The 22,993-nt window shown below is 51.4% G+C and carries 23 protein-coding genes; 15 read left to right on the forward strand and 8 right to left on the reverse strand.

The window, feature by feature from the left end:
* Positions 1-70 precede the first annotated feature (70 nt).
* Positions 71-1,339 carry an aromatic amino acid transport family protein gene (locus tag IMCC3135_RS23875; protein WP_088919875.1) on the forward strand — a complete coding sequence of 423 codons (1,269 nt, stop codon included), beginning with the start codon at positions 71-73 and terminating at the stop codon, positions 1,337-1,339.
* Positions 1,340-1,361: 22 nt separating this feature from the next.
* On the opposite strand, the gene IMCC3135_RS23880 is transcribed toward IMCC3135_RS23875, so the two are convergent.
* The 6 genes from IMCC3135_RS23880 to IMCC3135_RS23905 all read right to left on the reverse strand — a co-directional run bounded on the left by IMCC3135_RS23880 (position 1,362) and on the right by IMCC3135_RS23905 (position 5,852).
* Positions 1,362-2,012 carry an amino acid ABC transporter permease gene (locus tag IMCC3135_RS23880; protein WP_088919876.1) on the reverse strand — a complete coding sequence of 217 codons (651 nt, stop codon included), beginning with the start codon at positions 2,010-2,012 and terminating at the stop codon, positions 1,362-1,364.
* Positions 2,009-2,674, reverse strand: a complete 666-nt coding sequence (locus IMCC3135_RS23885) for an amino acid ABC transporter permease (protein ID WP_088919877.1) — start codon at positions 2,672-2,674, stop codon at positions 2,009-2,011. The genes IMCC3135_RS23880 and IMCC3135_RS23885 overlap by 4 nt, the downstream gene beginning before the upstream one ends.
* Before the next feature lie 17 nt (positions 2,675-2,691).
* Positions 2,692-3,495 (reverse strand): transporter substrate-binding domain-containing protein, encoded by an 804-nt coding sequence (locus tag IMCC3135_RS23890; protein ID WP_088919878.1) that lies wholly within the window; start codon positions 3,493-3,495, stop codon positions 2,692-2,694.
* Between the two features lie 112 nt (positions 3,496-3,607).
* Positions 3,608-4,342 carry a DUF1499 domain-containing protein gene (locus IMCC3135_RS23895; protein ID WP_205737691.1) on the reverse strand — a complete coding sequence of 245 codons (735 nt, stop codon included), beginning with the start codon at positions 4,340-4,342 and terminating at the stop codon, positions 3,608-3,610.
* A 59-nt stretch (positions 4,343-4,401) separates the two neighbouring features.
* A complete protein-coding gene (gene purU, locus IMCC3135_RS23900; RefSeq protein ID WP_088919880.1) occupies positions 4,402-5,274 on the reverse strand; it encodes a formyltetrahydrofolate deformylase in 873 nt (290 codons plus the stop codon).
* Between the two features lie 368 nt (positions 5,275-5,642).
* Entirely contained in the window at positions 5,643-5,852 is a 210-nt protein-coding gene (locus IMCC3135_RS23905; protein WP_157736238.1) for a hypothetical protein, read from the reverse strand.
* 518 nt (positions 5,853-6,370) lie between these two features.
* Between IMCC3135_RS23905 and pqqA the strand changes: the two genes are divergently transcribed.
* The 5 genes from pqqA to pqqE all read left to right on the forward strand — a co-directional run bounded on the left by pqqA (position 6,371) and on the right by pqqE (position 9,736).
* On the forward strand, positions 6,371-6,445 hold the full coding sequence (pqqA, locus tag IMCC3135_RS23915) for a pyrroloquinoline quinone precursor peptide PqqA (RefSeq protein ID WP_088922039.1): 75 nt from the start codon (positions 6,371-6,373) through the stop codon (positions 6,443-6,445).
* Between the two features lie 110 nt (positions 6,446-6,555).
* Entirely contained in the window at positions 6,556-7,473 is a 918-nt protein-coding gene (gene pqqB / locus IMCC3135_RS23920) for a pyrroloquinoline quinone biosynthesis protein PqqB (RefSeq protein ID WP_088919883.1), read from the forward strand.
* Between the two features lie 15 nt (positions 7,474-7,488).
* The gene (pqqC, locus tag IMCC3135_RS23925; protein WP_088919884.1) at positions 7,489-8,244 is read left to right on the forward strand and encodes a pyrroloquinoline-quinone synthase PqqC; all 756 of its coding nucleotides are present in this window, start codon (positions 7,489-7,491) and stop codon (positions 8,242-8,244) included.
* Between the two features lie 41 nt (positions 8,245-8,285).
* Positions 8,286-8,561 carry a pyrroloquinoline quinone biosynthesis peptide chaperone PqqD gene (gene pqqD / locus IMCC3135_RS23930; protein ID WP_088919885.1) on the forward strand — a complete coding sequence of 92 codons (276 nt, stop codon included), beginning with the start codon at positions 8,286-8,288 and terminating at the stop codon, positions 8,559-8,561.
* 2 nt (positions 8,562-8,563) lie between these two features.
* Positions 8,564-9,736, forward strand: coding sequence for a pyrroloquinoline quinone biosynthesis protein PqqE (pqqE, locus tag IMCC3135_RS23935; protein ID WP_236994648.1), 1,173 nt, complete (start codon positions 8,564-8,566; stop codon positions 9,734-9,736).
* Between the two features lie 81 nt (positions 9,737-9,817).
* On the opposite strand, the gene IMCC3135_RS23940 is transcribed toward pqqE, so the two are convergent.
* Positions 9,818-10,666, reverse strand: a complete 849-nt coding sequence (locus tag IMCC3135_RS23940; RefSeq protein ID WP_088919886.1) for an HDOD domain-containing protein — start codon at positions 10,664-10,666, stop codon at positions 9,818-9,820.
* The gene (locus IMCC3135_RS23945; RefSeq protein ID WP_088919887.1) at positions 10,663-11,907 is read right to left on the reverse strand and encodes a hypothetical protein; all 1,245 of its coding nucleotides are present in this window, start codon (positions 11,905-11,907) and stop codon (positions 10,663-10,665) included. The genes IMCC3135_RS23940 and IMCC3135_RS23945 overlap by 4 nt, the downstream gene beginning before the upstream one ends.
* Positions 11,908-12,504: 597 nt before the next feature.
* On the opposite strand from IMCC3135_RS23945, the gene IMCC3135_RS23955 reads away from it, so the two are divergent.
* The 9 genes from IMCC3135_RS23955 to neuC all read left to right on the forward strand — a co-directional run bounded on the left by IMCC3135_RS23955 (position 12,505) and on the right by neuC (position 22,988).
* The gene (locus tag IMCC3135_RS23955; RefSeq protein WP_088922041.1) at positions 12,505-13,488 is read left to right on the forward strand and encodes a TRAP transporter substrate-binding protein; all 984 of its coding nucleotides are present in this window, start codon (positions 12,505-12,507) and stop codon (positions 13,486-13,488) included.
* Between the two features lie 129 nt (positions 13,489-13,617).
* Positions 13,618-14,115: a TRAP transporter small permease gene (locus IMCC3135_RS23960; protein ID WP_088919889.1), complete on the forward strand. Its 498-nt coding sequence runs from the start codon at positions 13,618-13,620 to the stop codon at positions 14,113-14,115.
* Positions 14,112-15,419 (forward strand): TRAP transporter large permease, encoded by a 1,308-nt coding sequence (locus IMCC3135_RS23965; protein ID WP_088919890.1) that lies wholly within the window; start codon positions 14,112-14,114, stop codon positions 15,417-15,419. The genes IMCC3135_RS23960 and IMCC3135_RS23965 overlap by 4 nt, the downstream gene beginning before the upstream one ends.
* A 175-nt stretch (positions 15,420-15,594) precedes the next feature.
* Complete coding sequence (locus IMCC3135_RS23970; RefSeq protein WP_088919891.1) at positions 15,595-16,758, forward strand: aminotransferase; 1,164 nt, start codon at positions 15,595-15,597, stop codon at positions 16,756-16,758.
* Between the two features lie 127 nt (positions 16,759-16,885).
* On the forward strand, positions 16,886-17,569 hold the full coding sequence (locus IMCC3135_RS23975; RefSeq protein WP_088919892.1) for an acetyltransferase: 684 nt from the start codon (positions 16,886-16,888) through the stop codon (positions 17,567-17,569).
* 146 nt (positions 17,570-17,715) lie between these two features.
* On the forward strand, positions 17,716-20,205 hold the full coding sequence (locus IMCC3135_RS23980; RefSeq protein WP_157736239.1) for a 6-hydroxymethylpterin diphosphokinase MptE-like protein: 2,490 nt from the start codon (positions 17,716-17,718) through the stop codon (positions 20,203-20,205).
* 290 nt (positions 20,206-20,495) lie between these two features.
* Positions 20,496-21,170, forward strand: coding sequence for a WbqC family protein (locus IMCC3135_RS23985; protein WP_088919894.1), 675 nt, complete (start codon positions 20,496-20,498; stop codon positions 21,168-21,170).
* A 14-nt stretch (positions 21,171-21,184) separates the two neighbouring features.
* Positions 21,185-21,835 (forward strand): class I SAM-dependent methyltransferase, encoded by a 651-nt coding sequence (locus IMCC3135_RS23990; RefSeq protein WP_169727522.1) that lies wholly within the window; start codon positions 21,185-21,187, stop codon positions 21,833-21,835.
* Complete coding sequence (gene neuC / locus IMCC3135_RS23995) at positions 21,828-22,988, forward strand: UDP-N-acetylglucosamine 2-epimerase (RefSeq protein WP_088919896.1); 1,161 nt, start codon at positions 21,828-21,830, stop codon at positions 22,986-22,988. Before IMCC3135_RS23990 ends, neuC begins: the two co-directional genes overlap by 8 nt.
* The last annotated feature ends 5 nt before the right edge of the window (positions 22,989-22,993 follow it).

A 22,993-nucleotide genomic window follows, 5' to 3' on the forward strand; every position in this document is an offset into this window, starting at 1 on the left:
CTCAAAATCGTCACCGTAAAAATCGCAGAAAACCTTAGAATAGTCGTATTGAACAGGACTGAAATACGACATGCCAGACAGGATCACCGCAGTGGATGAGGGAACGCATCATCTGACATGGTCACGCTCAGATACCACATGGATGCTGGGACTTTTTGGCACGGCGGTTGGAGCAGGCATTCTGTTCCTGCCCATCAATGCCGGCATCGGAGGATTCTGGCCTCTTGTGATCATGGCTGTTCTGATCTTTCCGATGACCTATCTTTCACACCGTGCTCTGGCAAGGTTTGTTTGCTCCTCATCAATTCCGGACAGTGACATCACCCAAGTGGTTGTCGAGCATTTTGGTTCCGGTGCTGGCAAGGCCATAACGCTGCTCTACTTTATGGCGATCTTTCCCATCGTTTTAATCTACGGCGTTGGCATCACCAATACCGTCAACAGTTTCATGGTCAACCAGCTAGGCATGCTTGAAGCGCCACGCTGGATTCTGTCGGGATTATTGGTTGCAGCAATGATGTCCGTGATGATGGCCGGCGAGCGAATCATGTTGCTGGTAACCCAGTTTCTGGTTTACCCGTTGGTCGCCATACTGATTTTCATATCGCTATACCTTGTGCCGAGTTGGAATTTTGCTGCCATCAGCGAGGTTTCTGCGCCAGTAGACATACTCCGGACTATCTGGCTAACAGTGCCCATTCTTGTTTTCTCCTTCAACCATTCCCCGGCCATCTCGCAATTCGCCGTGGCACTCAAACGCGACCATGGCGATGCATCCGCTGCGCGTGCGGGCCTGATCTTGCGCAATACTGCGATCATGCTGGTCGGCTTCGTGATGCTTTTCGTTTTCTCCTGCGTTCTCGCTCTGAGCCCCGCACAACTGGCAGAGGCGAAGGCACAGAACCTGCCAATCCTGTCGTACCTTGCCAATGTTCAAAATAGCCCGTTCATCAGTTATTTTGCGCCGGCAGTCGCCTTTGTCGCGATTGTATCGTCGTTTTTTGGTCACTATATGGGAGCCAGTGAAGGCTTGCGGGGCATCATACGAGGCCAGGTTGATCCTCATGAAAAACTGATCAAACCCGCAGCCCTCGGCCCCCTCATCACAGCCTTCATGTTTTTCACGACATGGGGTGTTGCGGTGCTCAACCCCAGCATCCTGGGCCTGATAGAGACACTGGCCGGGCCTGTCATTGCTGCCATCCTCTACCTGATGCCGATGTATGCAATCCACAAAGTGCAGGCCCTGAAGCAGTATCGCGGTCGACTCAGCAATGTCTTCATCACCTTTGCAGGCCTGGTTGCAATGAGCGGTATCGTTTATGGTCTGCTAGGCTGAGTCGGGCCGGATCATGATGCACTCAGCCTATCCTGTCGTCGCGCTGTTCAAGTCGACGAGCGTATTGTGTTAGTGGATAGCAAAGAGCGAAGAAAACCAGGGCCACAAAGCCGTAAACGGTAAGCGGATCAAAAGTTGCGTTGTTGATGGCATTGGATGTTTTGAGTAGCTCCTCAAAACCGATAATGGATGTCAGCGCGGTGCTCTTGATCAGCTGCACCAGAAATCCCACGGTAGGGGCCCGCGTTATGGTCATGGCCTGCGGCAGTATGACTAAACGCAGTCGCTGCACGTAATTCAATCCAAGACTACCACCGGCATCCCACTGGCCCTGGCCAATAGCATCCACTCCACTACGCCAGATCTCGCTAAGATAGGCACTGGCAAACAGGGTCAGACAGAGTACCGCTGCCCCCCAAGGCTCAATTCTGAAACCCAGCATGGGTAGGCCGAAGAAGATCAGGAAAAGCTGCATCAACAGCGGGGTTCCCTGAAAAAGCGCGATATAACCTTTGGCAAAGGTTCGCACACCGCGCCGCTTTGAGATACGCATCAGCATAATCAACAAGCCCACGCTGACCCCACCGGCAAAAGCTACCAATGACAGCAGAATGGTCCAGCGGGAAGCTAACAGCAAATTGCGGGCAATATCCCACAGTGTGAATTCAATCATGAGTCGGATATCGACAGCGTTCGACGGCCTATGAGAATGAGTCCCCGACGCACCAGAATGGACAGTACAAGATAGACACCAGCAATCACGAAATACGTTTCAAACGCACGAAAAGTGCGTGCCTGCAACATATCAGCCTCGAAAGTGAGCTCTGGCACGGCAATTTGCGAGACCACGGCCGACTCGAGCATCATGATGATGATCTGACTGGTCAATGCCGGAAAAATGACTTTCAGAGCCTGTGGCATCACAACTTTCACAAAGACCTGCAGTGGCTTCAAGCCCAATACCTGAGCCGCCTCCCGCTGACCAAGTGGTACCGCATCCAGGCCCGCACCCACAATTTCCGTCGTATAGGCCGCCATGTTCAGGGTCATGGCCAGTAAGGCCGCCTGAATGGGATCGAGTCTGAGGCCCAGCGAGGGAAGTGCAAAATAGATGAAGAACAGCTGTACCAGAAAAGGCGTATTGCGGATGATTTCCACATACGCTTTGATGATCGTCGCAAGCCATCGATGCCGGCCACGCCGTGCGGCTGCCAGTACGATGCTGATCAAGGTGCCGGCAACGGTGGTAACCGCGATGAGAAACAAGGTCATCGCGGCACCACGAAGAATGACTTGCAAGGCGCCGTTCAGCCAACCAAAATCCAGACTTGACATAAGGACGCCTGAGTGCCTCAGTCTTTCAGATTTTCAGGATCCAACGGCGTATTCAGCCAGTTCTCGGAACTTTGATTAAGCTTGCCGTCTTCCAGCATGCTCGCAATAGCACTGTCGATGGCCTGCTTCAGCGCCGTCTCGCCTTTGTTCACGGCAATATGCGAAGGAGAGGTCAGCAGCTGGAATTTCTGCTCGGGCTTGATGTCTTCCTGTCTGGCAAGCACGCCGGCGCCAACGTCATTGCCTACAACCATCAGATCTGTCTGCCCGGAAATGAAGGCCTGGATAACTGAGTTGTAGTTATCGAATCGCTTGATATCAACGTTCTCTGGTGCGGCCTCAGTGAGCGAGGTGTCTTCAAGTGTGCCGCGATTGACAGAAACCGACTTGCCTTCCAGATCAGCAGGGCTGCTTACCTCAAGGGCGGCAGGACCGATCACCGCAATATAATAAGGTGCATAAGCGGCAGCGTAGTCAATGACCTCAGCCCGTTCGTCGCTGTAGCCAACACTCATCAGCAAATCGACCCGCGCATCATTCAGATAGGGAATACGATTCTGACCTGTGACTGACACGGGAACCATCTTGACGCCCAGGGCGCTCGCCAGATAATCTGCCACATCGATGTCATAGCCTTTCAGACTCATGTCAGCACTGGCTGATGAGAATGGCGGGAAGTCGGAAAAAACGCCGACTTTGAGCTCACCTGAAGCCTTGATATCCTCTAACGCATCGGCGCTGGCATTGCTCAACGTTAAAGCGCTGGTGATCAGTAAGGTACTGACGAGTTTGAGCAGGAAAGTCGGTTTGTTCTTGAACATGGTTTTCTCGATAGTCAATGGAAAAAGCTGGCGACAATTTTATGTCACAGTATGCCAGCTTTTGAATCACTCCCCAGTCACTTTACATGTCCATACAGCCCTGAACGAAGCGCTATTCTACAGCCCCGATAAACGCGCGGATACGGGCAGCATTCACACCCCGGTCACCTTTACCGATGCGTGAGACACTGCGAATATCGATACGACTGGACTCACCCTCAGGGGTGACAATGACAACCACATCATCCGCAAAATGATAGATCGGGGTTCGAGCGGTCGCCTCAAAACGCAGACCATCATGATCCTGAGCCACAATTTCCCATTCCATATCCTGGCCAATGGCAAGTGATTTGGCAAAAGCCTCTTCAGGTGTTAAATCCGAAAGTACGGGAACAATGTCAGGGAATGCAGCCTGCTGCTGCATGGCTATCTCTTCCCCGCCATAAACCAGTGAATTGCGAGCTCCTGGACGACTCTCATCCAGCACCAGAAACTGAGGGGGGTTGGAGGTATCTGTGCTCACATCATGAATCGGTGGAAAACTGGATGGAGGCTGAACTTTCGCCATCAACATGGGGGCAAGCATTCCCAGACCCAGCAGACACGCGATAGCGGCCTTGAAGGCTCCAGCCTTCTCGCCTTTGACGAGCAGGTAAATCAGACCCAGCAGACCCAGACCCGCAACGGCATACCCCATAGGATTGAGATAAGTTCGGGCATAGCCGAAGCCGACAATGGGCTCCCACAATCCCAGTCGAGCACCAAACATCATTACCGCTACGGCTACCAGCGCGCACAGCGCCAGTAGCAATAACCCAGTACCCAATCTAGAACTTCTGGCAGTCACGGTCTATCCATTCGAGTGAAATATAGCTCTCGATTATAGGCGACTGACACAAGGGCATATCAGCGAAATATGACAGTTTTATTTCCATGCAGGAAGACACGGTGTTCGACATGCAGCTTCACCGCCTTTGCCAATGCCACCGTTTCGGTATCGCGCCCTACGGCCACCAGCTGATCAGCCGTATAAGAGTGATCAACGGGCTGAACACTCTGCTCGATGATCGGACCTTCGTCCAGATCGGAAGTGACGTAATGTGCTGTAGCACCAATCAGTTTGACGCCGCGATCGTAAGCCTGGTGATAAGGCCGTGCGCCCTTGAAGCCAGGCAGGAAGGAGTGATGGATATTGATCGCCTTGCCTCTGAGCTCCTGACACAAGGTATCTGACAAAACCTGCATATAGCGCGCAAGCACCACCAGTTCGGTTTCTGTCTCCTTGATCAATTCACGCAGCGCATTTTCCTGCTGAGGCTTGTTATCAGGCGTAATGGGCAGGTAGATAAAGCGGATGCCCTCGCGTTCGATCATCGGTCTCAGATCCAGATGATTGGACACAACAGCCGTAATCTCCATGTTCAATTCGCCTTTGTGCAAGCGATACAGGAGATCGTCGAGGCAATGATCAAACTTGCTGACCATGATCAGCGTTCGGGTAGGGGCCTCTGCCGAAAGCAGGTTCCACTCCATCTGAAAGCGCTCGGCTACCAGAGGAAATTCTTCCCGAAGTTGTTCAAGTGTTGCATCGCCACTGCTGAGATGGAACCTGGAGCGTAACGAGAATCGTCCCGTTGCAGGATCGTCAAATTGGGAAAGCTCACTGATATACGCGCCACGATCAGCAAGGAATGTCGTGACCGCAGCGACAATACCGCTGTCGGCAACGCAAGCTGCCTTGAGTATCAGCTCGTTACGCGGGGGAGTTACCTGAGACATGGAATGCTACTCATGCTGTGACAAATGGAAGAGGTTTAGAGAGGGTACTTCACTCACACTGAATGGTACTTCACTCGTATTAATGGTACTTCACTCACACTGAAATAAGGAAATGCCGAGGCAATCATTGTTAGACAACATGTAGACCAGCTTCAGATCTTCACTGAGACCAGTTAACAGGTGTATCAACGCCTGTAAAAGACTGAATTTTCCTGCAACACACACAAATTTTTCTGGCAATACACAAAAGCAAAGAACCCTGATTAAAGGGTCCTTCGTCCTGAACTGCGTGACTCTATCAATTCGCGCCTGCTCAGCAAGCTCGCCTGCAATACAGACAGCCCACTGTGAGCGCAATCACTGATCGATCAAACAGCCTCGTTCTTGCGCTCAAGCAGATAACAACCGACCCCTAGAGCAAGTGGCAACAACGCCGCTTTGGGGACGGCCATCGCGGCGAAAAAGGCGATGACCAGAAACATATAGCTACCCGCTACCAGGGTGCGCTCACCTGACTCGGCAAGCATGATTTTCAAGTATTTCCGGGCCTCGGCAAGCCTGATTTTCAATTGATCCATACTCTTTCTTGTCTCTCCAGCAAAATGTTGTGCCGTCTTCGGCCTGTAGCTCTCAATTAAGCCATACACCTGCCCTCCCTGAAACCCACCTGGAGGACCTGACACCCATCGTCGCAAACTGCCGAATCAGAAGCAACTGTACCGCTCCCGAATAGACCACATTGGCTTCGGAAATCAATTCAGATCGAAAAATTCTCAGACATTGATCGAATTGGCCTGCGATGACTCTGCACAGCATGAAGCAATGGGCTCATCTTGGGTAATTGGTACCATCATCAAACTCGAATAAATTCGGCTCGCCACGCTGAAACCTTGCTGCCATAACGTTTCAGTGAAATTCTCGACATTCGACCCTATGGCAACTTGTGCCCCATAAAGATAAATGTAGTGACGATCATGCTTTGTACCTATAAGATCATTATGCGTCCAGTAGATCGGGGTCGACGGCAGGATTTCGAAGACCAGACAGTCCAATCCTGACGATAAATCAACGACAAATCAATGGGAGACAGATCACTATGAAATGGGAAACACCAAAAGCGATTGATGTGCGATTCGGATTCGAAATCACCATGTACTTCGCTAACCGCTAGACCTTCTGACTCTCTGCTGGCGGCCCGCTGTTCAAGCGAGTCTGCCTGACAGATAGACTGGAAGAGAAGCCGGGATTTCTCCCGGCTTTTTTTATAGGTGAATATAAACAGTGTTCCTCAAAATTCTTGGATCAGCAGCCGGTGGTGGATTTCCCCAGTGGAATTGCAACTGTCCGATGTGCAGCGGTGTCAGAGAGGGCTCAATCAATGCCCGGGTTCGTACTCAGTCATCGATTGCCGTTAGTAGTGATCGCACCGATTGGGTGCTGTTCAATGCATCGCCCGACATCCTCACGCAGATCCAGCAATGCGGTGTCCTGCAACCGTCTCGGCAGTTGCGTGATACCGGCATACAATCCATTGTGCTCATGGATGCTCAAATCGATCACACGACAGGTCTGTTGATGCTGCGTGAGCACAAGCAACCATTGTCCATCTGGTGTACTGCTGCTGTCAGAGAAGATCTCAGTGAAGGCAACCCACTGTTCAAGGTCCTGAGCCATTACGCAGGAATCGATTGGCAGGAATTATCGACCGATCATGCCGATTGTCAGATTCCGGGAGCGCCCGGCGTGACGTTCACACCGCTGCCACTGATCAGCAATGCCCCACCCTACTCGCCCCACCGTGATCAACCCGTCAAGGGCGACACCATCGGCATGCTGATGAATGATTCAGCCACACAAAAATCCCTGTTTTATGCACCGGGACTTGGCGAAATGGAACCTCATGTATGGCAAGCCATGCAAAAAGCCGATGTCGTTCTGGTTGATGGGACGATGTGGACAGACGATGAAATGATCCAGCGCGGCGCCTCTGCCAAGACCGCCCGTTCAATGGGCCATCTGCCACAAAGTGGACCTGGCGGCATGCTGGAGTGGCTTGACAAGTTGCCCACGAGCACTCGCAAGATACTTATCCATATCAACAACACCAATCCCATTCTCGATGAAGACAGCGAGCAACGTGTCGTTCTGGATCGTCACGGCGTGGAAGTCGCCTACGATGGTCTGGAAATCGAAATCTAGGAGAATTCAGCCACCATGACACTGGACAACCACCCCTGGTCCAGGGAAGAGTTCGAAAAACGCCTGCGTGAGCAAGGCCAGGCCTACCATATTCATCACCCCTTCAATGTCATGTTGAACACGGGCAAGGCAACACCTGAGCAGATCCGTGGCTGGGTCGCCAACCGGTTCAGCTATCAGCTTGCCATTCCCATCAAGGACGCGGCAGTGATGTCGAACTGCGATGATCGAGCTGTGCGCCGGGAATGGGTTCAGCGCATGCTGGATCATGACGGCTACGATGATCTGAACGGTGCAAGTGATGAAGGCGGCATTGAAGCCTGGATTCGACTGGGTACAGCTGTCGGACTAAGTCGTGAGGAGATAACCGATCTGAGACATGTCACACCAGGTGTCAGATTCGCAGTTGATGCCTATGTCCAGTTTGCACGCACCCAACCGTGGCAGGAGTCTGTCTGTGCATCCTTGACCGAATTGTTCGCTCCGGCGATACATAAACAACGACTGGCAACCTGGCCGGAGCACTACCCCTGGATAGAGAGTGAGGGGTTGATGTATTTTCGCAACCGTGTCACACAGGCGCGCCGTGATGTTGAACACGGTCTGGCGATCACACTGGATTTTTTCAAGACGCGTGAACAACAATTGCGGGCGCTGGATATCCTCAACTTCAAACTCGATGTACTGTGGCAGATGAATGATGCCATGGCAGTTCGCTACGGCCTTCCCGATCAGCCAGCAGCACCTGAAAGACCGGCATCGGTAAGATAACTGGCCGACGACAACATGGCACTGATACGACAGGCAAACCAATGACTGAGATCAACTCTGAACACGTACCCGCTATCTCCAATGGCTATCGATTGCAGTTCGAAGAAGCTCAGGACACCTGGGTTCTGCTATATCCCGAAGGCATGGTAAAGCTGAACCCCACGGCATCGCACATTCTGCAACGTTGCGACGGCAAGTCCTGTGTACAAGATATCATCGACCAGCTGGAAGCCGCTTTCGAGACAACCGGATTGAATGACGATGTCCAGGGTTTTCTCACTATTGCATCCGAACAACACTGGATAACGCTGAGCTGATCATGTCATCCTCCATGCTTGAACACGGCCTCAAACAGGACCCATCAGCAACTCGCCCCGGACCACCTTTGTGGCTACTGGCAGAATTGACCTATCGCTGCCCGCTGCATTGTGCCTTTTGCTTCAATCCTGTCGATTTTGCCACCCAGGAAGAAGAGCTGGACACTGAGGGCTGGATCCGGACACTGCGCCAGGCACGTGCACTGGGCAGTGTGCAATGCGGATTCTCAGGTGGCGAGCCCATGTTGCGTGGCGACCTTGAAGAGCTGGTTGCCGAAGCCCATTCACTGGGCTTCTATACCAACCTGTTAACCACCGGTGTTGGCTTGAATGAGACCCGCGCCAAAGCGTTGAAAGAGGCCGGACTGGATCATATCCAGCTCTCATTTCAGGACTCAACCCGAGAGATGAATGATTTCCTGTCCAACACCCGCACCTTCGACTTGAAGAACAAGGTGGCTGGTCTGATCAAGGAATATGACTGGCCAATGGTGCTTAACTGTGTCATTCACCGAATGAATATCGACCATATCGACAAGATCATCGAAATGGCGCTGGAGCTCGGTGCAGAAACTCTGGAACTTGCCAACACACAGTATTACTCCTGGGCCGTCGTCAATCGCGACCATCTGCTGCCATCGCGCATGCAACTGGAAGAAGCCGAGAGAGTAACCAATGAATACCGCGAGCGGTATGGTGATCGTCTGCAAATCGTTTTCGTGATACCGGACTATTACGAAGCTCGCCCGAAAAAATGCATGAATGGCTGGGGCAATGTCTTCCTCACGATTGCCCCTGATGGCACCGCCCTACCCTGCCACACAGCACGCATGCTGCCAGGCGCCGCCTTTCCGAATGTGGCCGATCATTCCATCGAGGATATCTGGTATGGCTCCGAGGGCTTCAATCGTTACCGTGGCAAGGATTGGATGAAAGAGCCCTGTCGTTCTTGCCCGGAGAGCGATGATGATCTTGGCGGCTGTCGCTGTCAGGCATTTCTGCTTGCCGGAGACCCGGCTGCCGCCGACCCTGTCTGTGACAAGTCACCGGATCGACATGTCGTGGATCATGCCATCGAAAAAGCACAAAGCACGGCCATGCTACCCACCGTCGGACAACCGCTGATATTTCGTGACCCGAAAGAATCTCTTCGTTTGAGTATCGATCAAACCTGATATGTAGTTGTGGTCGCTGACCCAGGGCTATTGACTCGCTTCAGTCACCGGTCACGCGATCACAATATTCGGCAAAAACAATCAGGCAGCCGCTTGCGTGTCGTCGTTCATCGATTGCAGAACGGCTCTGAGTTCCTCCAGATCGCGAAAGGTCAATGACAGTGCCTTGACCTCCGGCATTGACTCCAGATCAATAGCATTATCGAAATGCATGTCGGCAATGCCTTCCAGAATGCAGGCCTTGTCCACCAACCGGATCATGCACAGCAACTCATTGTTCAAGTCCGGTTCTTCATCTTGCTGCTGCAGAACGATCGTCTTGAAGAACTCGGGAATATTCCACTTCGTCAGCAGCATCGCGCCGTGTTCGCAATGCATCATCAACAGCAAGCCACTGACCTCTTCATCAGTCAGCTCCAACCCTTCGCTGGTGATCAGTTCCTCCAGCACACACAACAGTGACAGCTTGCCAATATCGTGCAGCAGACCCGCAACGAAGGCCTCGTCAGCCCTGTTTCGATATCCGGCATTGGCAGCCAGCCAACGGGCCCCTATAGAGACCGCCGAGGTATGCAGCCAAAGATTCTTCAAACGAGATTTGAAAATGCCTTTGGAGGCACTGTACAGACGTTTCTGACTGACAGAAAACACAATAGAGGCTATCTGTCTGACCCCTAAGCGCACCGCGGCATCCTTCAATCCGCTGACAGGCGACATTCCGGAAAAAAAAGAAGAATTCGCCATGCGCAGCAGATCAGCCACCAGCACCTGATCCTCTTCAATGATCTTGCAGATCAATTCAGCATCAAGCTTGTTTTCCCGAACTTCTCTGTCTATTTGCAAGGCAATATCATCGAATACAGGCAGCTCAACCTCGCCATCGGCAAGCCGCTGATTGATCAGATCCATCAGACCCTGTTGATTCCTCATCGTCTTTTGGGTTCTTCCCTGGCATTATCATCCTCGAAATCTTGTGGGTCACCCTTGCACTGCACGGACTGCTGATCGATCACCGTCTTGGCAATGTTCGTCGTCAGAATAGACTCTATCCGCGCCTGTTGTTCCACCATCGACACGACCCCCTGATTCAGGATGGACAATGTATCCGCCAGCGAGGCTTGCTGTGCCAGAATATTTTGCGTGGCTTCCATGGATTGTCGCGAAGCATCCGCAGACACCAGAATCGCATCGACCACACCTGCCAGTTCGCGTTGCGTATTCTGGGATGTCTTGATGAAACCCACTATCCATGCCTTGAGCTCAGCATCGGCCACAGGAGTATCGCCCGCAGGTCGATCCGCAACCTTGTTGGCCTGAGCGACTCCGGGTATTTGCTCATCCAGCCAACGGCTGAAACTTTCAATGAAGTGATCCTGAGCTCCTGAAGAGAAATACTGAAAGGTGCCTACCAGCAAAGAACCTGACAATCCAAAGAGCGAGGAGCTGAATGCCAGCCCCAGACCGTGTAGAGGTTCTGACAAGCTGGCGATAAAGCCGGTTACACCACCGCCGTCTACATTGTCCGAGCCAATATTAACCATGCCAGCCATAACCTCGCCGACAACATCAATGGTACCCAGCAAACCCAGAAATGTACCCAACAGACCCAGCATGACCAATACCCCCCCCAGAAAGGTCACTTTGCCGCGGCCACGATTGATGCGTGCGCCCAGCTTGGACTTGATCATGCGCGCTTCATTGTCAGTGACGTTCAGCGCGCCCATGGTGCGCACATTGTCCAGCAGGTTCTGCATGTTCTTGCAATCCAGAATCGCACCCTTGCTCTTCAGCTGGCGCTGAAGCTTATCTATCTCCTCATCCCTGATACGGAACTGCGTAGATATCTGACTGAGATCAAACAGGTAGAGCCCGGTTCTCCACAACTTCAGGTTGGTCACAACCGACATACCCACACCGATCATCATGATCGTGATGATGAGTGTGTTCAGTGGGACATTGGTCAGAAAGGCTTCGCGCAGCGTGCCGAAACCGAGTGTGATCAGCAGGATCACACCTAGAAAGTTCAGTAAAACAGAGACCGGAACGTAACGCATGACCGACAGCGGCAGCAGCTCATGATCGTCTTTCAAATGCAGCCAGCCCACAAGCTGGGCAAGTATCGACTTGCCACCGGCTTCGTGCTGTCCTTCCCTGGTAGTTGGTTTCACCATCGTGCCTAGCCCTCCCTCAACGCCGAACCGTGCAGACACAACAACGGCTTGAAGAGTGCATCCAAAGCAATTGCGATACAGATGCCCACGGCCAATACCGCCAACCCTGCACGGCGTTGGTGAAACTCAGGCACCACCTCACGGCACGCCACGAGTGGCTCAGTAACAGATTGTTTTTCAGTGACGAGCGAGAGCATCGTAATCGGTGAATGAGTAACGGACGGACAAATACGCGCAGACTTCGTACCAACCAACGCAAGTGTTACCTGTCAACCATTCAAAACAAGCGGCACTCCATCGCACCGCTCACCTGTTCTTGATGTTGCCACCACTTATAACGCCAGAACCTGAAATGACATCAGTCTCAGTGATGTCTACAGCAACGTTGTCAAATCAAGTCACCTGTCTCACATCACCAATCGAGACACTAACGCTTCTTGACTCCATCTACCATACCAGTATAGGATCCTGACATATCTACTGCGGCAACGTCTTGTTACTGAATTTCACAAGTCGATTATCAAGCCGCAATGGTATGTCAATCAGTTTCTAAAGACCCTAAAAGGGCGAATGGAGAAGAGTAAAGTGTTCAATAACATGAGAAGAACTTTGATCTGCGCAGCTATAGCTGGTTGCGCAGCCATGGCCAGTCAGCCATCAATAGCGGCAGATCTGACACTGCGTGGAGCTAGCTTGTTCGACAACGAACATGCCTACAGCAAGACACTGATCAAATTCGCAGAACTGGTCAACGAAGAAGCTGATCCCAAGGTCACTTTCGACCTGCGCGGTAACAGCGAGCTGGGCATCGAGCCAGACTACGTCACTTTTCTGACTCAAGGTGTTGCCATCGACTACGCCATCATCGCACCGTCCAACCTGGCCCGTTTCGCACCTTCACTGCCACTGATGGATATGCCGTTCGTCTTTCGTGACCTGGATCATTGGAATGCGGTTCTATCCAGCGATGTACTGAAGCCTCTGGAAGACGAACTGCTTGAAAAAGCCGATCTCATGATCATCGGTTACGCCGGCGGTGGAACACGCAACCTGATATCCAATCACAAGATATCAAACATGGAAGAACTCACCGGACACAAGATGCGAGTCATGGGTGCACCGATCCAGGCACGTGTGTTCCAGGCAATCAATGCGGCACCTTCTGCCATTGCCTACTCTGAAGTCTATAACGCCATTCAAACAGGTGTTATCGACGGTCTGGAAAACGAATCTGCGAGCCTGATGCAGTACAAGTTCTTCGAAGTTGCGCCTAATGTCACACTGACTCAACATTCCATTACTGTTCGCCCAATCGTCATGAGCGGCAAGAGCTTCCGAAAACTGCCTGAAGATCTTCAGGCAATCGTTCTTAAAGCAGGTAAAGAGGCCGGTGAATACGGACGCGCACTCGAATCTACAGAAGATGCAGAAAAGCTGGAACAGATGAAAGAAGCGGGACAGATTGACGTCAGCGAATTTGCCAATCGGGAAGAGCTGCTTGAGCTGGTTACCCCGGTTCAGGACGCCTATGCAGAAGAGCTTGGTGCAGAAGAATTGCTGAAGGCCATTCGTTCCAAGTAATCTGAAGTCGTTCGATCCTGATCATGATCTTTCACCACGACGCAAAGCAGCACCGTGGTGGAAGATCATCAGGAGTATCATCAAAAACGCTTTCCCCTACCCAATCTGTACTTCCATGGAATTCATTAAATGATTGAGCGCGCCCTCGAGGGTTTCTGTCAATTACTGCGAATACTCGTCGGGAGTCTTGTTGCAGCCCTGGTCATTCCGGTGACCATGCAGGTTCTGGCCCGTTATACCGGCATTCTTCCCTCCTATCTGTGGACCGAGGAACTGGCCACATTCCTCTTTGTCTGGATGGTTATGCTCGGCTCTATCATCGCCGTCTGGGAAGGCACACATTTCGACGTGCAGGTCACACCCGATGCGAAATCCCGACTGGGCAAGCTATTGCAGAGAGGGATCGTTCTGGTGCTGCTGTTCATCTTTGCCGTATTGTTTGTCTATTACGGCATCGGCTACGCAAAATTCGGCGCCATGCAGACATCCACCATGCTGCAGGCCAATATGCTCGTTATCTATATCACGGTACCTCTGGCAGGCTTCTGCTGGGCAGTATTCTCGTTTTTCCGCATCTGGCAAGCTGTCCAGGAATACAAGCTTGACACGGATATAACTCCACGATGATCATCTCAACCGGTGTTGCCTGCCTTGTTCTGTTGTCAGGATTCGTAACCCTGATCATGCTCAGAGTTCCAGTCGCCTTTGCACTGGGCATTGCAACCATTCCGCTGGTGGCGCTGGATATCCGGCTGACCCCCTTCCTCATCATGGACAGGATGCTTAATTCCTATACCTCGTTTATCTTGTTGGCCGTGCCGTTTTTTCTGCTCGCTGCAAACCTGATGAACAGTGGCAAGATAACCGATCGCCTGATCGGCTTGGCCACCGTCCTCACAGGCTGGCTTCCAGGCGGGCTTGGGCATGTCAACGTTGCCGTATCCATGTTGTTCGCCGGCATCTCCGGATCATCAACTGCCGATGCCGCTGGCTGCGGCAAGATCCTTATCCCGGCCATGACCCGAGAGGGTTATGACCCACGATTCTCTGTGGCTATCACCGCTTGCTCGTCCGTTATGGGCGTCATCATTCCTCCCAGCATTCTGATGATTGTCTGGGGTGGCGTCATGTCGGTCTCGGTAGGTTCCCTGTTTCTGGCCGGAGCCATCCCGGGCCTGATGATTGCCGTTGCCCTGATGGCGACCGTTTATGGTTACGCCATCGTTTATGGCTACCCGACCGCTGGCAAACCTTCACTGAGCGAATTCTGGGTAGCCCTGAAGGGTGCGGGCCTTGCTCTGCTGACACCTGTCTTTGTCATCGGAGGCATCGTCGGCGGTATCGTGACGCCAACCGAAAGTGCAATTATTGCCGCCTTCTACTCCTTGTTCCTGGGCGCCGTTGTCTATCGCACCATCAACTTCAGAGACACCATCAGCATTCTGTATGAGACCGGTCGATTTGCATCTATATCTCTATTTGCGATCGGCACCGCATCCGTATTTGGCTGGATGCTGGCCTTCTACAATGTGCCTCGACTGATGGTCGGCATCATGACTGGTCTGCAAATGGGCCAGATTGGAACCTCATTGGTCATCGCCGGCTTCTTTTTGCTGTTCGGCCTTTTCATCGACGCTATCCCGGCGATCATCATTCTCGGTACTGTTCTGTACCCGGTCGCATCTGCGGCTGAAATTCATCCGGTTGTGTTCGCAATCATCGGCATCGTCTCTCTCTCGTTCGGACTGGTCACCCCACCCTACGGCCTGTGCCTGCTGATCTCAGCCTCCATTGCCAAGATCAATGTTGTCTCCGTTCTGAAGGATGTTGCGATCATTCTGGCGCCGATGCTGTTAATCCTCCTGCTTATCATCATCTTCCCGGGAATTGTTCTCTGGCTCCCATCACTGCTGATGCCTGGATTCAAATAGCCAACAACGCCATCATCAACGGCTCCAAAAATACCCATCAGGCTTCAATATTCTGGATAATGAAGATATTGTTGCCTGATGAACGCATCGGGTAACATCGGGGCCCGGAGCCGATGGGTCAAGCGCCCAAGATCCGAGCGAGAATGCAGTAAAGCACGCACGAGTTCGAAACGTCATGAGCAGACAGCTATTCAATCCGAACATCATGAACCTGGGAGTCCCACCCATTCCTCATGTTCAAAGAGCTGCGCGTGCCTATGACAAATCGCTTGGTCCGCTGATTGATCTGTCGCAAGCGGTACCCGACTATCCGCCACCAGCCTCCCTGCTTGAAGCACTCAGTACCAAAGCCGGAGATCCCGCCTGGCTAGGCTATGGTGAAATTGAAGGTGAACCGGTATTGCGTGCCGCCTACGCTCGCGATCTTGAACAAACGCATGGCTCCAGGCTAACCGCAGACAATGTGATGATCACATCAGGCTGCAACCAGGCATTCATGACGGCAATCATGAGCATTGCAGCTCCGGGTGAGTCAGTCATGCTGATCAATCCCTGGTATTTCAATCATCAGTCCACGTTATCCATGCTGGGCATCAACACCGCCCATGTCAGTGTCGACGCCAGCACGGGTTTCTTGCCTGATCCGGATAAACTGGCAGCAGCCCTGACACCAGATGTACGTGCCATTGCCATCGTCTCCCCCAACAATCCCACTGGAGCCGCCTACCCGGCCGAGCTGCTACACCAGATCTATCAGCTTTGCGTAAAGCATGATATCTGGATGATTCTGGATGAAACCTATCAGGATTTCCTGCCAGCAGAACATGGTCAGGCGCATGATCTTTTCAACGAAAATTTCGATAATCACCTTATCGTTCTGTCGAGTTTTTCAAAATCCTACTGCATACCCGGACATCGACTGGGTGTCGCCGTTGCCGGAACAGAAGTACTTCAGCAAATGGTCAAGATCATGGACAATCTGCAAATCTGTGCACCGCGCGCCGCACAGGCAGCCCTTGCCAAGTGCATGCCTGAACTAACGAACTGGCGAGCCGACAACCGTGATCAAATCAACCAGCGAGCCGCAACGCTGATCTCTGCCATGGACAAGCTTCCAGGATGGCGTATTGATGCGATGGGAGCTTATTTTGCCTATGTGCAACATCCCTGGACCAATGAGTCATCATTCGATGTTGCTGAGCGTCTGGCACGAGAATTAGGAGTCGTCACCCTACCCGGAGAATTTTTTGGACCCGGTCAGGAACGGTATCTACGAGTCGCATTTGCCAATGTTGTCTCCGAAGTGATCGCCTTGCTGCCAGAGCGTTTGTCAGCCTGAGCCAAGGCTTAACCGCAAAACTTGTGCCATGCAGCATGCGGCGTATTCCTTGCAAGTCTGCTCAACGATATCTACGCTCCGGAAACCCATCGCGCATGGTTGAGCCACAGCAGCACACTGGTACATCATGAATCCCACCCTCGCCGTCATTGGCGCGGGCGGGCATGCGCGAGTCATTGCCGATACCGCTCGTGAAACCGGTGAATGGGAACACATCGAATTTTACGATGATACCTGGCCACAAGAATCCTTCAGTGGTGACTGGCCACTGGTCGGACAACTTCAGGATCTATTGAATACCCAACCTCGAGACAGTTTGCAACTGATCGTGGCCAGCGGCGACAATCAACGACGGCATGCCCTGCAATCAAGGCTCGAAGGCCTGGGCTGGATCATGGCGACACTCATACATCCCGATGCCTGTATCAGCTCTGGCGCAACCCTAGAGCCAGGCTGCATAGTCATGGCGGGTGTCGTGATCAACTTTGGGGTCACGATAGGTGCTGCCAGCATTATCAATACGCGAGCCAGCGTAGATCACGACTGCTATCTGGGCAATGCAGTGCATATCAGCCCCGGCGCCACACTCTGCGGCAAAGTATGCATAGGCGATCGCACATGGGTAGGTGCCGGCGCAGTAGTTGTTCAAAACATCCGGATGGGTAGCGATTCAATCATTGGCGCGGGTGCAACCGTGCTTGAGGACATCCCCGATGATGTGGTGGCAGTCGGCTGCCCTGCCCGTCAAATAAAATCCGCACCCTGTGTTTCACGAAAACCTGCCAATTCGCTTCGGCAGGATTCGAAATAACCTACGGCTCTAACTACCCAGCCTGGTTGGCAAGATTACTGATGCGCATCATTCACACAATTCCATACCTCGGACAAATCTGTTCGAGTCTGGACTAACACAAAAGCCAGTTGAGCAAGGCATCGATCAGATCAGGAGCATTGACATTGAATTACTACTATGAAGAAAACACATGGGGTGAACGCTTCATACCAGACCTGAACCGAACCGTTTTCCAGAACGCCAGTGCCGCGAGCTACTTCGAGAATGAACTGGATTTTGACCTACTGGAGCCAAACAAGCTCACGATAATCGTTGGTAGCGACTCCGGCCTGCTTTACAAATACCTATGCTCTCAGCCGATTCCCGCAAGCTCACGCATTATCATCATAGAACCGGCAGACGTTTTTGAAATCGTCAATGAAGAATGCCAGCAATGGCTATCCACACAAGCCCCACAAACTGCTGAACCTGTCGTCAGTCTGCATCTAGTAGAAAATCTGGACTCGGAAGTACTGAATGATAGTGATACCGCCTTCTTTTTCGCAGGCAAGATTCAACAGACGCAAGCCAAATGCGCCACCCAGGATTACCAGAACATCTACTACCCGCTGTATAGAGAAGTCCGTGAAATACTCGCTACGCGGGCTCATGTCCTACAGAATCGATACAGCATAAAGTTGTATGTCGAACAGCAGATGAACAACTGCATCGATAATCACACCCCCATGCGTGCACAACCGGACTTCGGAAAAGATCGCGTGGCTGTCATCATGGGTGGGGGTCCGTCGCTGGATGATCAGCTTGACTGGATTGTTCACAACCGATCAAAAATATTCCTGATTGCCGTTTCACGTATCTGTGGCAAGCTGCATAAACTACACCTGATTCCTGATATGGTCGTTGCCGTGGACTCACACCCGGTGACCTATGCTGCCGCCAAGATGGGGACACACTGGGAACATGTGCCTCTGGCATCCAGCTACCATGTCGCTCATGAGTTGCTTAAACAGTGGCGAGGTCCTCACTACTTCCTGGGTTATCGATACCCATGGGAAGCGATGAACCGCGAACCGACCGATACGGTCGAATCAGTAGGACCGACGGTTGGACATAGTGCGATCGTACTGGCAGAAAGACTGGGCTTCAGCACCATCTTGCTTGCAGGCATTGACCTTTGCCTGAACGCAAGTGGAGGCTCGCATGCGCAAGGTACACCCGAAGCGGAACTCCTGAAGCTACCTGGCACCTACGAGGCACGAGTAACAACCTACGCAGGCAACCAGGCAGGTATTCCCCTTGGTTTTTATCGAGGTATTGACTCGCTGAACACTATCGGCCAGGAAATAAACCAGCATTCTGACAAGTTATTCAATCTGAACATTGATGCTGCAAAAATCCCCTCTATCAAGTATCTCAATGCCAAAAACGTCACCCTGCCTGAAAGCAAGCCCAGGTTCGATACCAGTGAGTATGCAGAACTGACAACCGACCAGCTCAGTGCATTGGCAAAGAAGCTCATGGGTCACAAGCGAGAATTCGAGAAAATCAAGGATATTGCTTCGAAAGCCAAAGCGTGTATTGATCAAATCTATGGCAAGAATGGCAAACCACCTAATCCTGAATACCATCAACGACTGGATGCGCTAGAGGCTCGCTTGAATAAAGTCAGTTCCTACGCAATCGACACAGTTCGCTACTTCATGGCACCCGAGTTTGCGCAGTTGCGCAAACCGAGCGGATTTGATGCGATGGAAGAAGACGACATGGAACTATGGGTGCGGCAATACTACAAAATCACCCATCGCGGAGCCAGATACTTTCAGCAAGCACTTGAAAGCTCGCTGGAGACCATTGAACTACGCAAGGCGGAACAGTCAAGCACACCTGACATTGACTACTTGATCAAGAAGTGGACGGATGTGAAAACACCTGGCCGTGTTTCAATTTTTCGTGAAAACCTGCTTGAATACGCAACCGACGATCAGATAATTCTTCTTCAACAATCTGATAGTGCCTATTTCCAGTCTTTGCTGACAAAAGACGAAGTCCACGAAAAACTGGTTGTACACAACTACGGTACCATCAGAAAAACCATGCAGTCTTTGAGGTATCTTCGCGACAAAAAATGCGTGTCCGACTTGCAATCCTATTATGAAAAACTCAAGGATATGGAATGGCCTTATGGGACTATTGCGAGTTTCATCAAAGGTAATCTCGCCGAAATCAACGCTGAAAACGAATTATCCATAGAACAGTATCAGAAGGTCATTGATAACTGCGGCGAACAACTGAACGCAGGCGATGAAACACTGGAATCGATTGGTACCTTGATCGAAGAATCGCTGACCAATCTGACACGCATCTATCTGGACCAACAGGACGGTGATTCAGCTGCCAGCACTCTGGGTACATTGTGCGAAATTACGCCACAGTACATTCCATCCTATGCCAATCTTCTGAACCTGCTAGGTAACTACGAATCTGCGGTGGAGCTGTTGGAGATCTACCTGGCCAACTTCAAGCACGACTATCGAGCAGCTCGACAACTGGTGCAGTTGCACAAAAACATGGGCAACAATGAAGCGCATCAGAAAGCGGTTCAACTGGCTGAAGGTATCCGCAACAAAAACACGTTAACGACCAAGGCCGCCTAGTCCGTTTTTCTTGAGCGATCGTCTTCCCAGGAACCTCGGTGTTTAACACGCCTGGAATTGCGAGCTCATGAAACACTCGCCAACATGGCTAGCTTATCTTTCACACACGCTGGGCAAGGCGTGTTACCTGGCGTTATTCCACGCAGCTAGCATAGAACTTGCTGTGCTATTACAAAGCCCTCCTGAATGTACGAATACACTTACAACACTAGGTGCCTTGCACGCGGCATGTAGCATGATTTCAGAAAACCTACCTTGAATCTACTTTCTATCAATAACATCAGCAAGCGATGAGCACTATTGCGATTCACCAACCACAGTATTTGCCGTGGTTACCTTACTTTCAGAAAATCTCGGATGCTGATCATTTTGTTCTTCTGGATAACGTTCAGTATGATAAGAGGGGCCTGCAAAACAGAAACCAGATAAAGGGTCCCAACGGCCCACTCTGGCTAACTGTACCCGTTCATGCCAGTATCGATCGTCGCATATCATCCGTGCGGGTAGCAGATCAGAAATGGCAGGAAAAGCATAAAAGAAGCATCAAACAATGCTATGCCAAAGCCGCCCACATTGAATTGTATGAGAAGTTACTCGAACCCATCTTATCAAATGAGTACGAATTCCTGGTTGATCTGAACATTGCAATCATCCAGATTTTTCTGGATTTTCTGGAAATCAGAACAAATATCATCAAGGCATCCTCGCTCAATGCCAAGGGTAGAAAAGAAGAGTTGATGATCAATATTTGCAAGGAACTGAATGCCACTCGCTATCTTTCAGGTACAGGTGCACGTGAATATCAATCAGATATCCAATTTAAGGAACAGGGCATTCAGCTGGAATATCACGTTTCAGAAATTCCAGATTACAAGCAATGCCACATGAAAAACGGATTCGAGAAAGGCATGTCAATCGTAGACATGATCCTTAATCTTGGTGCAGACACAAGACCCCTATTATGAATGAGGCAACAAACGTGATTTCAACTCGTAAACAAGGCGTAGCGCAGGCTACTGAATACTGGGACAAGAAGTCGTCCAACGCTGCATCATTCATCGAGAGTGTGGAGCAAAACAGTCGCCCTCAGCGAATGCGTTATGAGTCATTTGTCCTCGCTCACGAGTTGTCAAACAGCTCCTTGCTCGATGTAGGTTGCGGTGCTGGTGACTTTCTGCATCATCTGCGACAGCGTGATCTGAACGTAAGCTACACGGGTACTGATATTTCCGCCAACATGATCAACACCTGTCAGTCGCGCTTTCCAGAGCAGGAGTTCCTCCACCTGGATATTGCAGACATTGAAGCAAATAGAAAATTCGACTATGTCGTTTCATTCGGGATTCACAACATCAAGATTGATTCGGGTTGGGAAATATTGAAGGAATATACCGCCAAGCAGTTTGAGCTTTGCCGTAAGGGAGCTCACATCAGCATACTGACCAATCGCTACTCAGGTTTCGACAAGCATATACAATGCTGGGCAGCAGAACAGGTTCTGGAGGCGGCCCTGGCCATTACGCCCTATGTGGTTCTTCGTCACGACTATTTACCCAACGATTTCAGCGTGACCTTGTATCGAGAACCGTTGATCGATACAAGAGGAGATTTACTGCTCGATTATGGGTAGAAAAATATTCTTCATCACAGGGGCAAGATCTGATTATGACTTGATGTCACCGATACTCAGGACTCTGGCAGATACACCTGATATCGAAGCATCACTGGTTGTTTGTGCGGCACACCTTTCACCTTTCCATGGCAACAATATCGAGATTGTGAAGCAGGATGGGTTCCACATTGCGGGCACCGTTGAGTCCTTGCTATGCTCAGAAAGCTGGGAAGGCCGCTCTCTGTCATTCTCCAATCTGATGGATGGTTTGACACGCCTTCTGGCCATTCAGAAACCGGACATGATTTTCGTGGCAGGCGATCGGGAAGAAGCTCTGGCGGGTGCCCTGGTCGGGTGTTTCTTGCGCATCCCCGTGGCTCATAGTCATGGTGGGGATCGTTGCCTGGCCTCGGATATTGATGAAGTACTGAGACCTGCCATATCCAAATTGGCAAATCTGCACTTTGTCGCAACCCAGGCACACGCAACCCGACTGGAGAAGATGGGGGAACAAGCCGACTCCATTCACGTGACCGGAGCGGCTGGACTCGACAGGCTGAGCGGCGCCGACAAATTACCACTGGGTGCCGTGTACGAAAAGTATGGTCTTGTCGATAATGATAGACATTTTCTTGTGATTCATCACCCCTCGCCTACGCTGGGACTTGATGAAGGTGTGCATGAAATCAGAGAACTGTTGAGCGGAGTGCTTCAGCTAGGCCACACTGTCTTTTGTGGTTATCCGAATTTCGACCCTGGGAATATCGGCATACGTGCGGTGATCGATGAATTCAAGCTTACACACGAAAACCTTATCACCTATCACCACCTACCTAGTGACGAGTTCACCACTCTTTACAGGAATGCCATTGCCATCGTTGGCAATTCCTCCTCAATCGTGACCGAGTCCGGCTACCTGAAAGTCCCCGGAGTTCTGGTGGGTCGGCGACAGGAACTACGAACAATCGGTCCCAATGTCCTGACAGTAAACGCCGATAGTTCATCGGTTGAGAACGCCTGCAGACAATGTCTGAGCGATCAGGCATTCCTGTCAAAGGTAGCTGAAGGTGTATCACTGTACGGCGATGGAAAAGCGTCGGTTCGGATCGCCGATATTCTGGCCAACACAAGATTTTCTCCTGTCGATCTATTGAAAACCATTACTTACTAACCACG

Source organism: Granulosicoccus antarcticus IMCC3135, assembly GCF_002215215.1.
Taxonomy (GTDB): domain Bacteria; phylum Pseudomonadota; class Gammaproteobacteria; order Granulosicoccales; family Granulosicoccaceae; genus Granulosicoccus; species Granulosicoccus antarcticus.

What these genes read in the sequence shown, in the direction of transcription:
- IMCC3135_RS23945 (WP_088919887.1), bottom strand. Translation starts at nt 11,907, where the DNA reads ATGGTGAAACCAACTACCAGGGAAGGACAGCACGAAGCCGGTGGCAAG.
- pqqE (WP_236994648.1), top strand. Translation starts at nt 8,564, where the DNA reads ATGTCATCCTCCATGCTTGAACACGGCCTCAAACAGGACCCATCAGCA.
- purU (WP_088919880.1), bottom strand. Translation starts at nt 5,274, where the DNA reads ATGTCTCAGGTAACTCCCCCGCGTAACGAGCTGATACTCAAGGCAGCT.
- IMCC3135_RS23960 (WP_088919889.1), top strand. Translation starts at nt 13,618, where the DNA reads ATGATTGAGCGCGCCCTCGAGGGTTTCTGTCAATTACTGCGAATACTC.
- neuC (WP_088919896.1), top strand. Translation starts at nt 21,828, where the DNA reads ATGGGTAGAAAAATATTCTTCATCACAGGGGCAAGATCTGATTATGAC.
- IMCC3135_RS23905 (WP_157736238.1), bottom strand. Translation starts at nt 5,852, where the DNA reads ATGGATCAATTGAAAATCAGGCTTGCCGAGGCCCGGAAATACTTGAAA.
- IMCC3135_RS23965 (WP_088919890.1), top strand. Translation starts at nt 14,112, where the DNA reads ATGATCATCTCAACCGGTGTTGCCTGCCTTGTTCTGTTGTCAGGATTC.
- IMCC3135_RS23975 (WP_088919892.1), top strand. Translation starts at nt 16,886, where the DNA reads ATGAATCCCACCCTCGCCGTCATTGGCGCGGGCGGGCATGCGCGAGTC.
- pqqD (WP_088919885.1), top strand. Translation starts at nt 8,286, where the DNA reads ATGACTGAGATCAACTCTGAACACGTACCCGCTATCTCCAATGGCTAT.
- IMCC3135_RS23890 (WP_088919878.1), bottom strand. Translation starts at nt 3,495, where the DNA reads ATGTTCAAGAACAAACCGACTTTCCTGCTCAAACTCGTCAGTACCTTA.
- IMCC3135_RS23985 (WP_088919894.1), top strand. Translation starts at nt 20,496, where the DNA reads ATGAGCACTATTGCGATTCACCAACCACAGTATTTGCCGTGGTTACCT.
- IMCC3135_RS23880 (WP_088919876.1), bottom strand. Translation starts at nt 2,012, where the DNA reads ATGATTGAATTCACACTGTGGGATATTGCCCGCAATTTGCTGTTAGCT.
- IMCC3135_RS23885 (WP_088919877.1), bottom strand. Translation starts at nt 2,674, where the DNA reads ATGTCAAGTCTGGATTTTGGTTGGCTGAACGGCGCCTTGCAAGTCATT.
- IMCC3135_RS23940 (WP_088919886.1), bottom strand. Translation starts at nt 10,666, where the DNA reads ATGAGGAATCAACAGGGTCTGATGGATCTGATCAATCAGCGGCTTGCC.
- IMCC3135_RS23970 (WP_088919891.1), top strand. Translation starts at nt 15,595, where the DNA reads ATGAGCAGACAGCTATTCAATCCGAACATCATGAACCTGGGAGTCCCA.
- IMCC3135_RS23875 (WP_088919875.1), top strand. Translation starts at nt 71, where the DNA reads ATGCCAGACAGGATCACCGCAGTGGATGAGGGAACGCATCATCTGACA.
- IMCC3135_RS23955 (WP_088922041.1), top strand. Translation starts at nt 12,505, where the DNA reads ATGAGAAGAACTTTGATCTGCGCAGCTATAGCTGGTTGCGCAGCCATG.
- pqqC (WP_088919884.1), top strand. Translation starts at nt 7,489, where the DNA reads ATGACACTGGACAACCACCCCTGGTCCAGGGAAGAGTTCGAAAAACGC.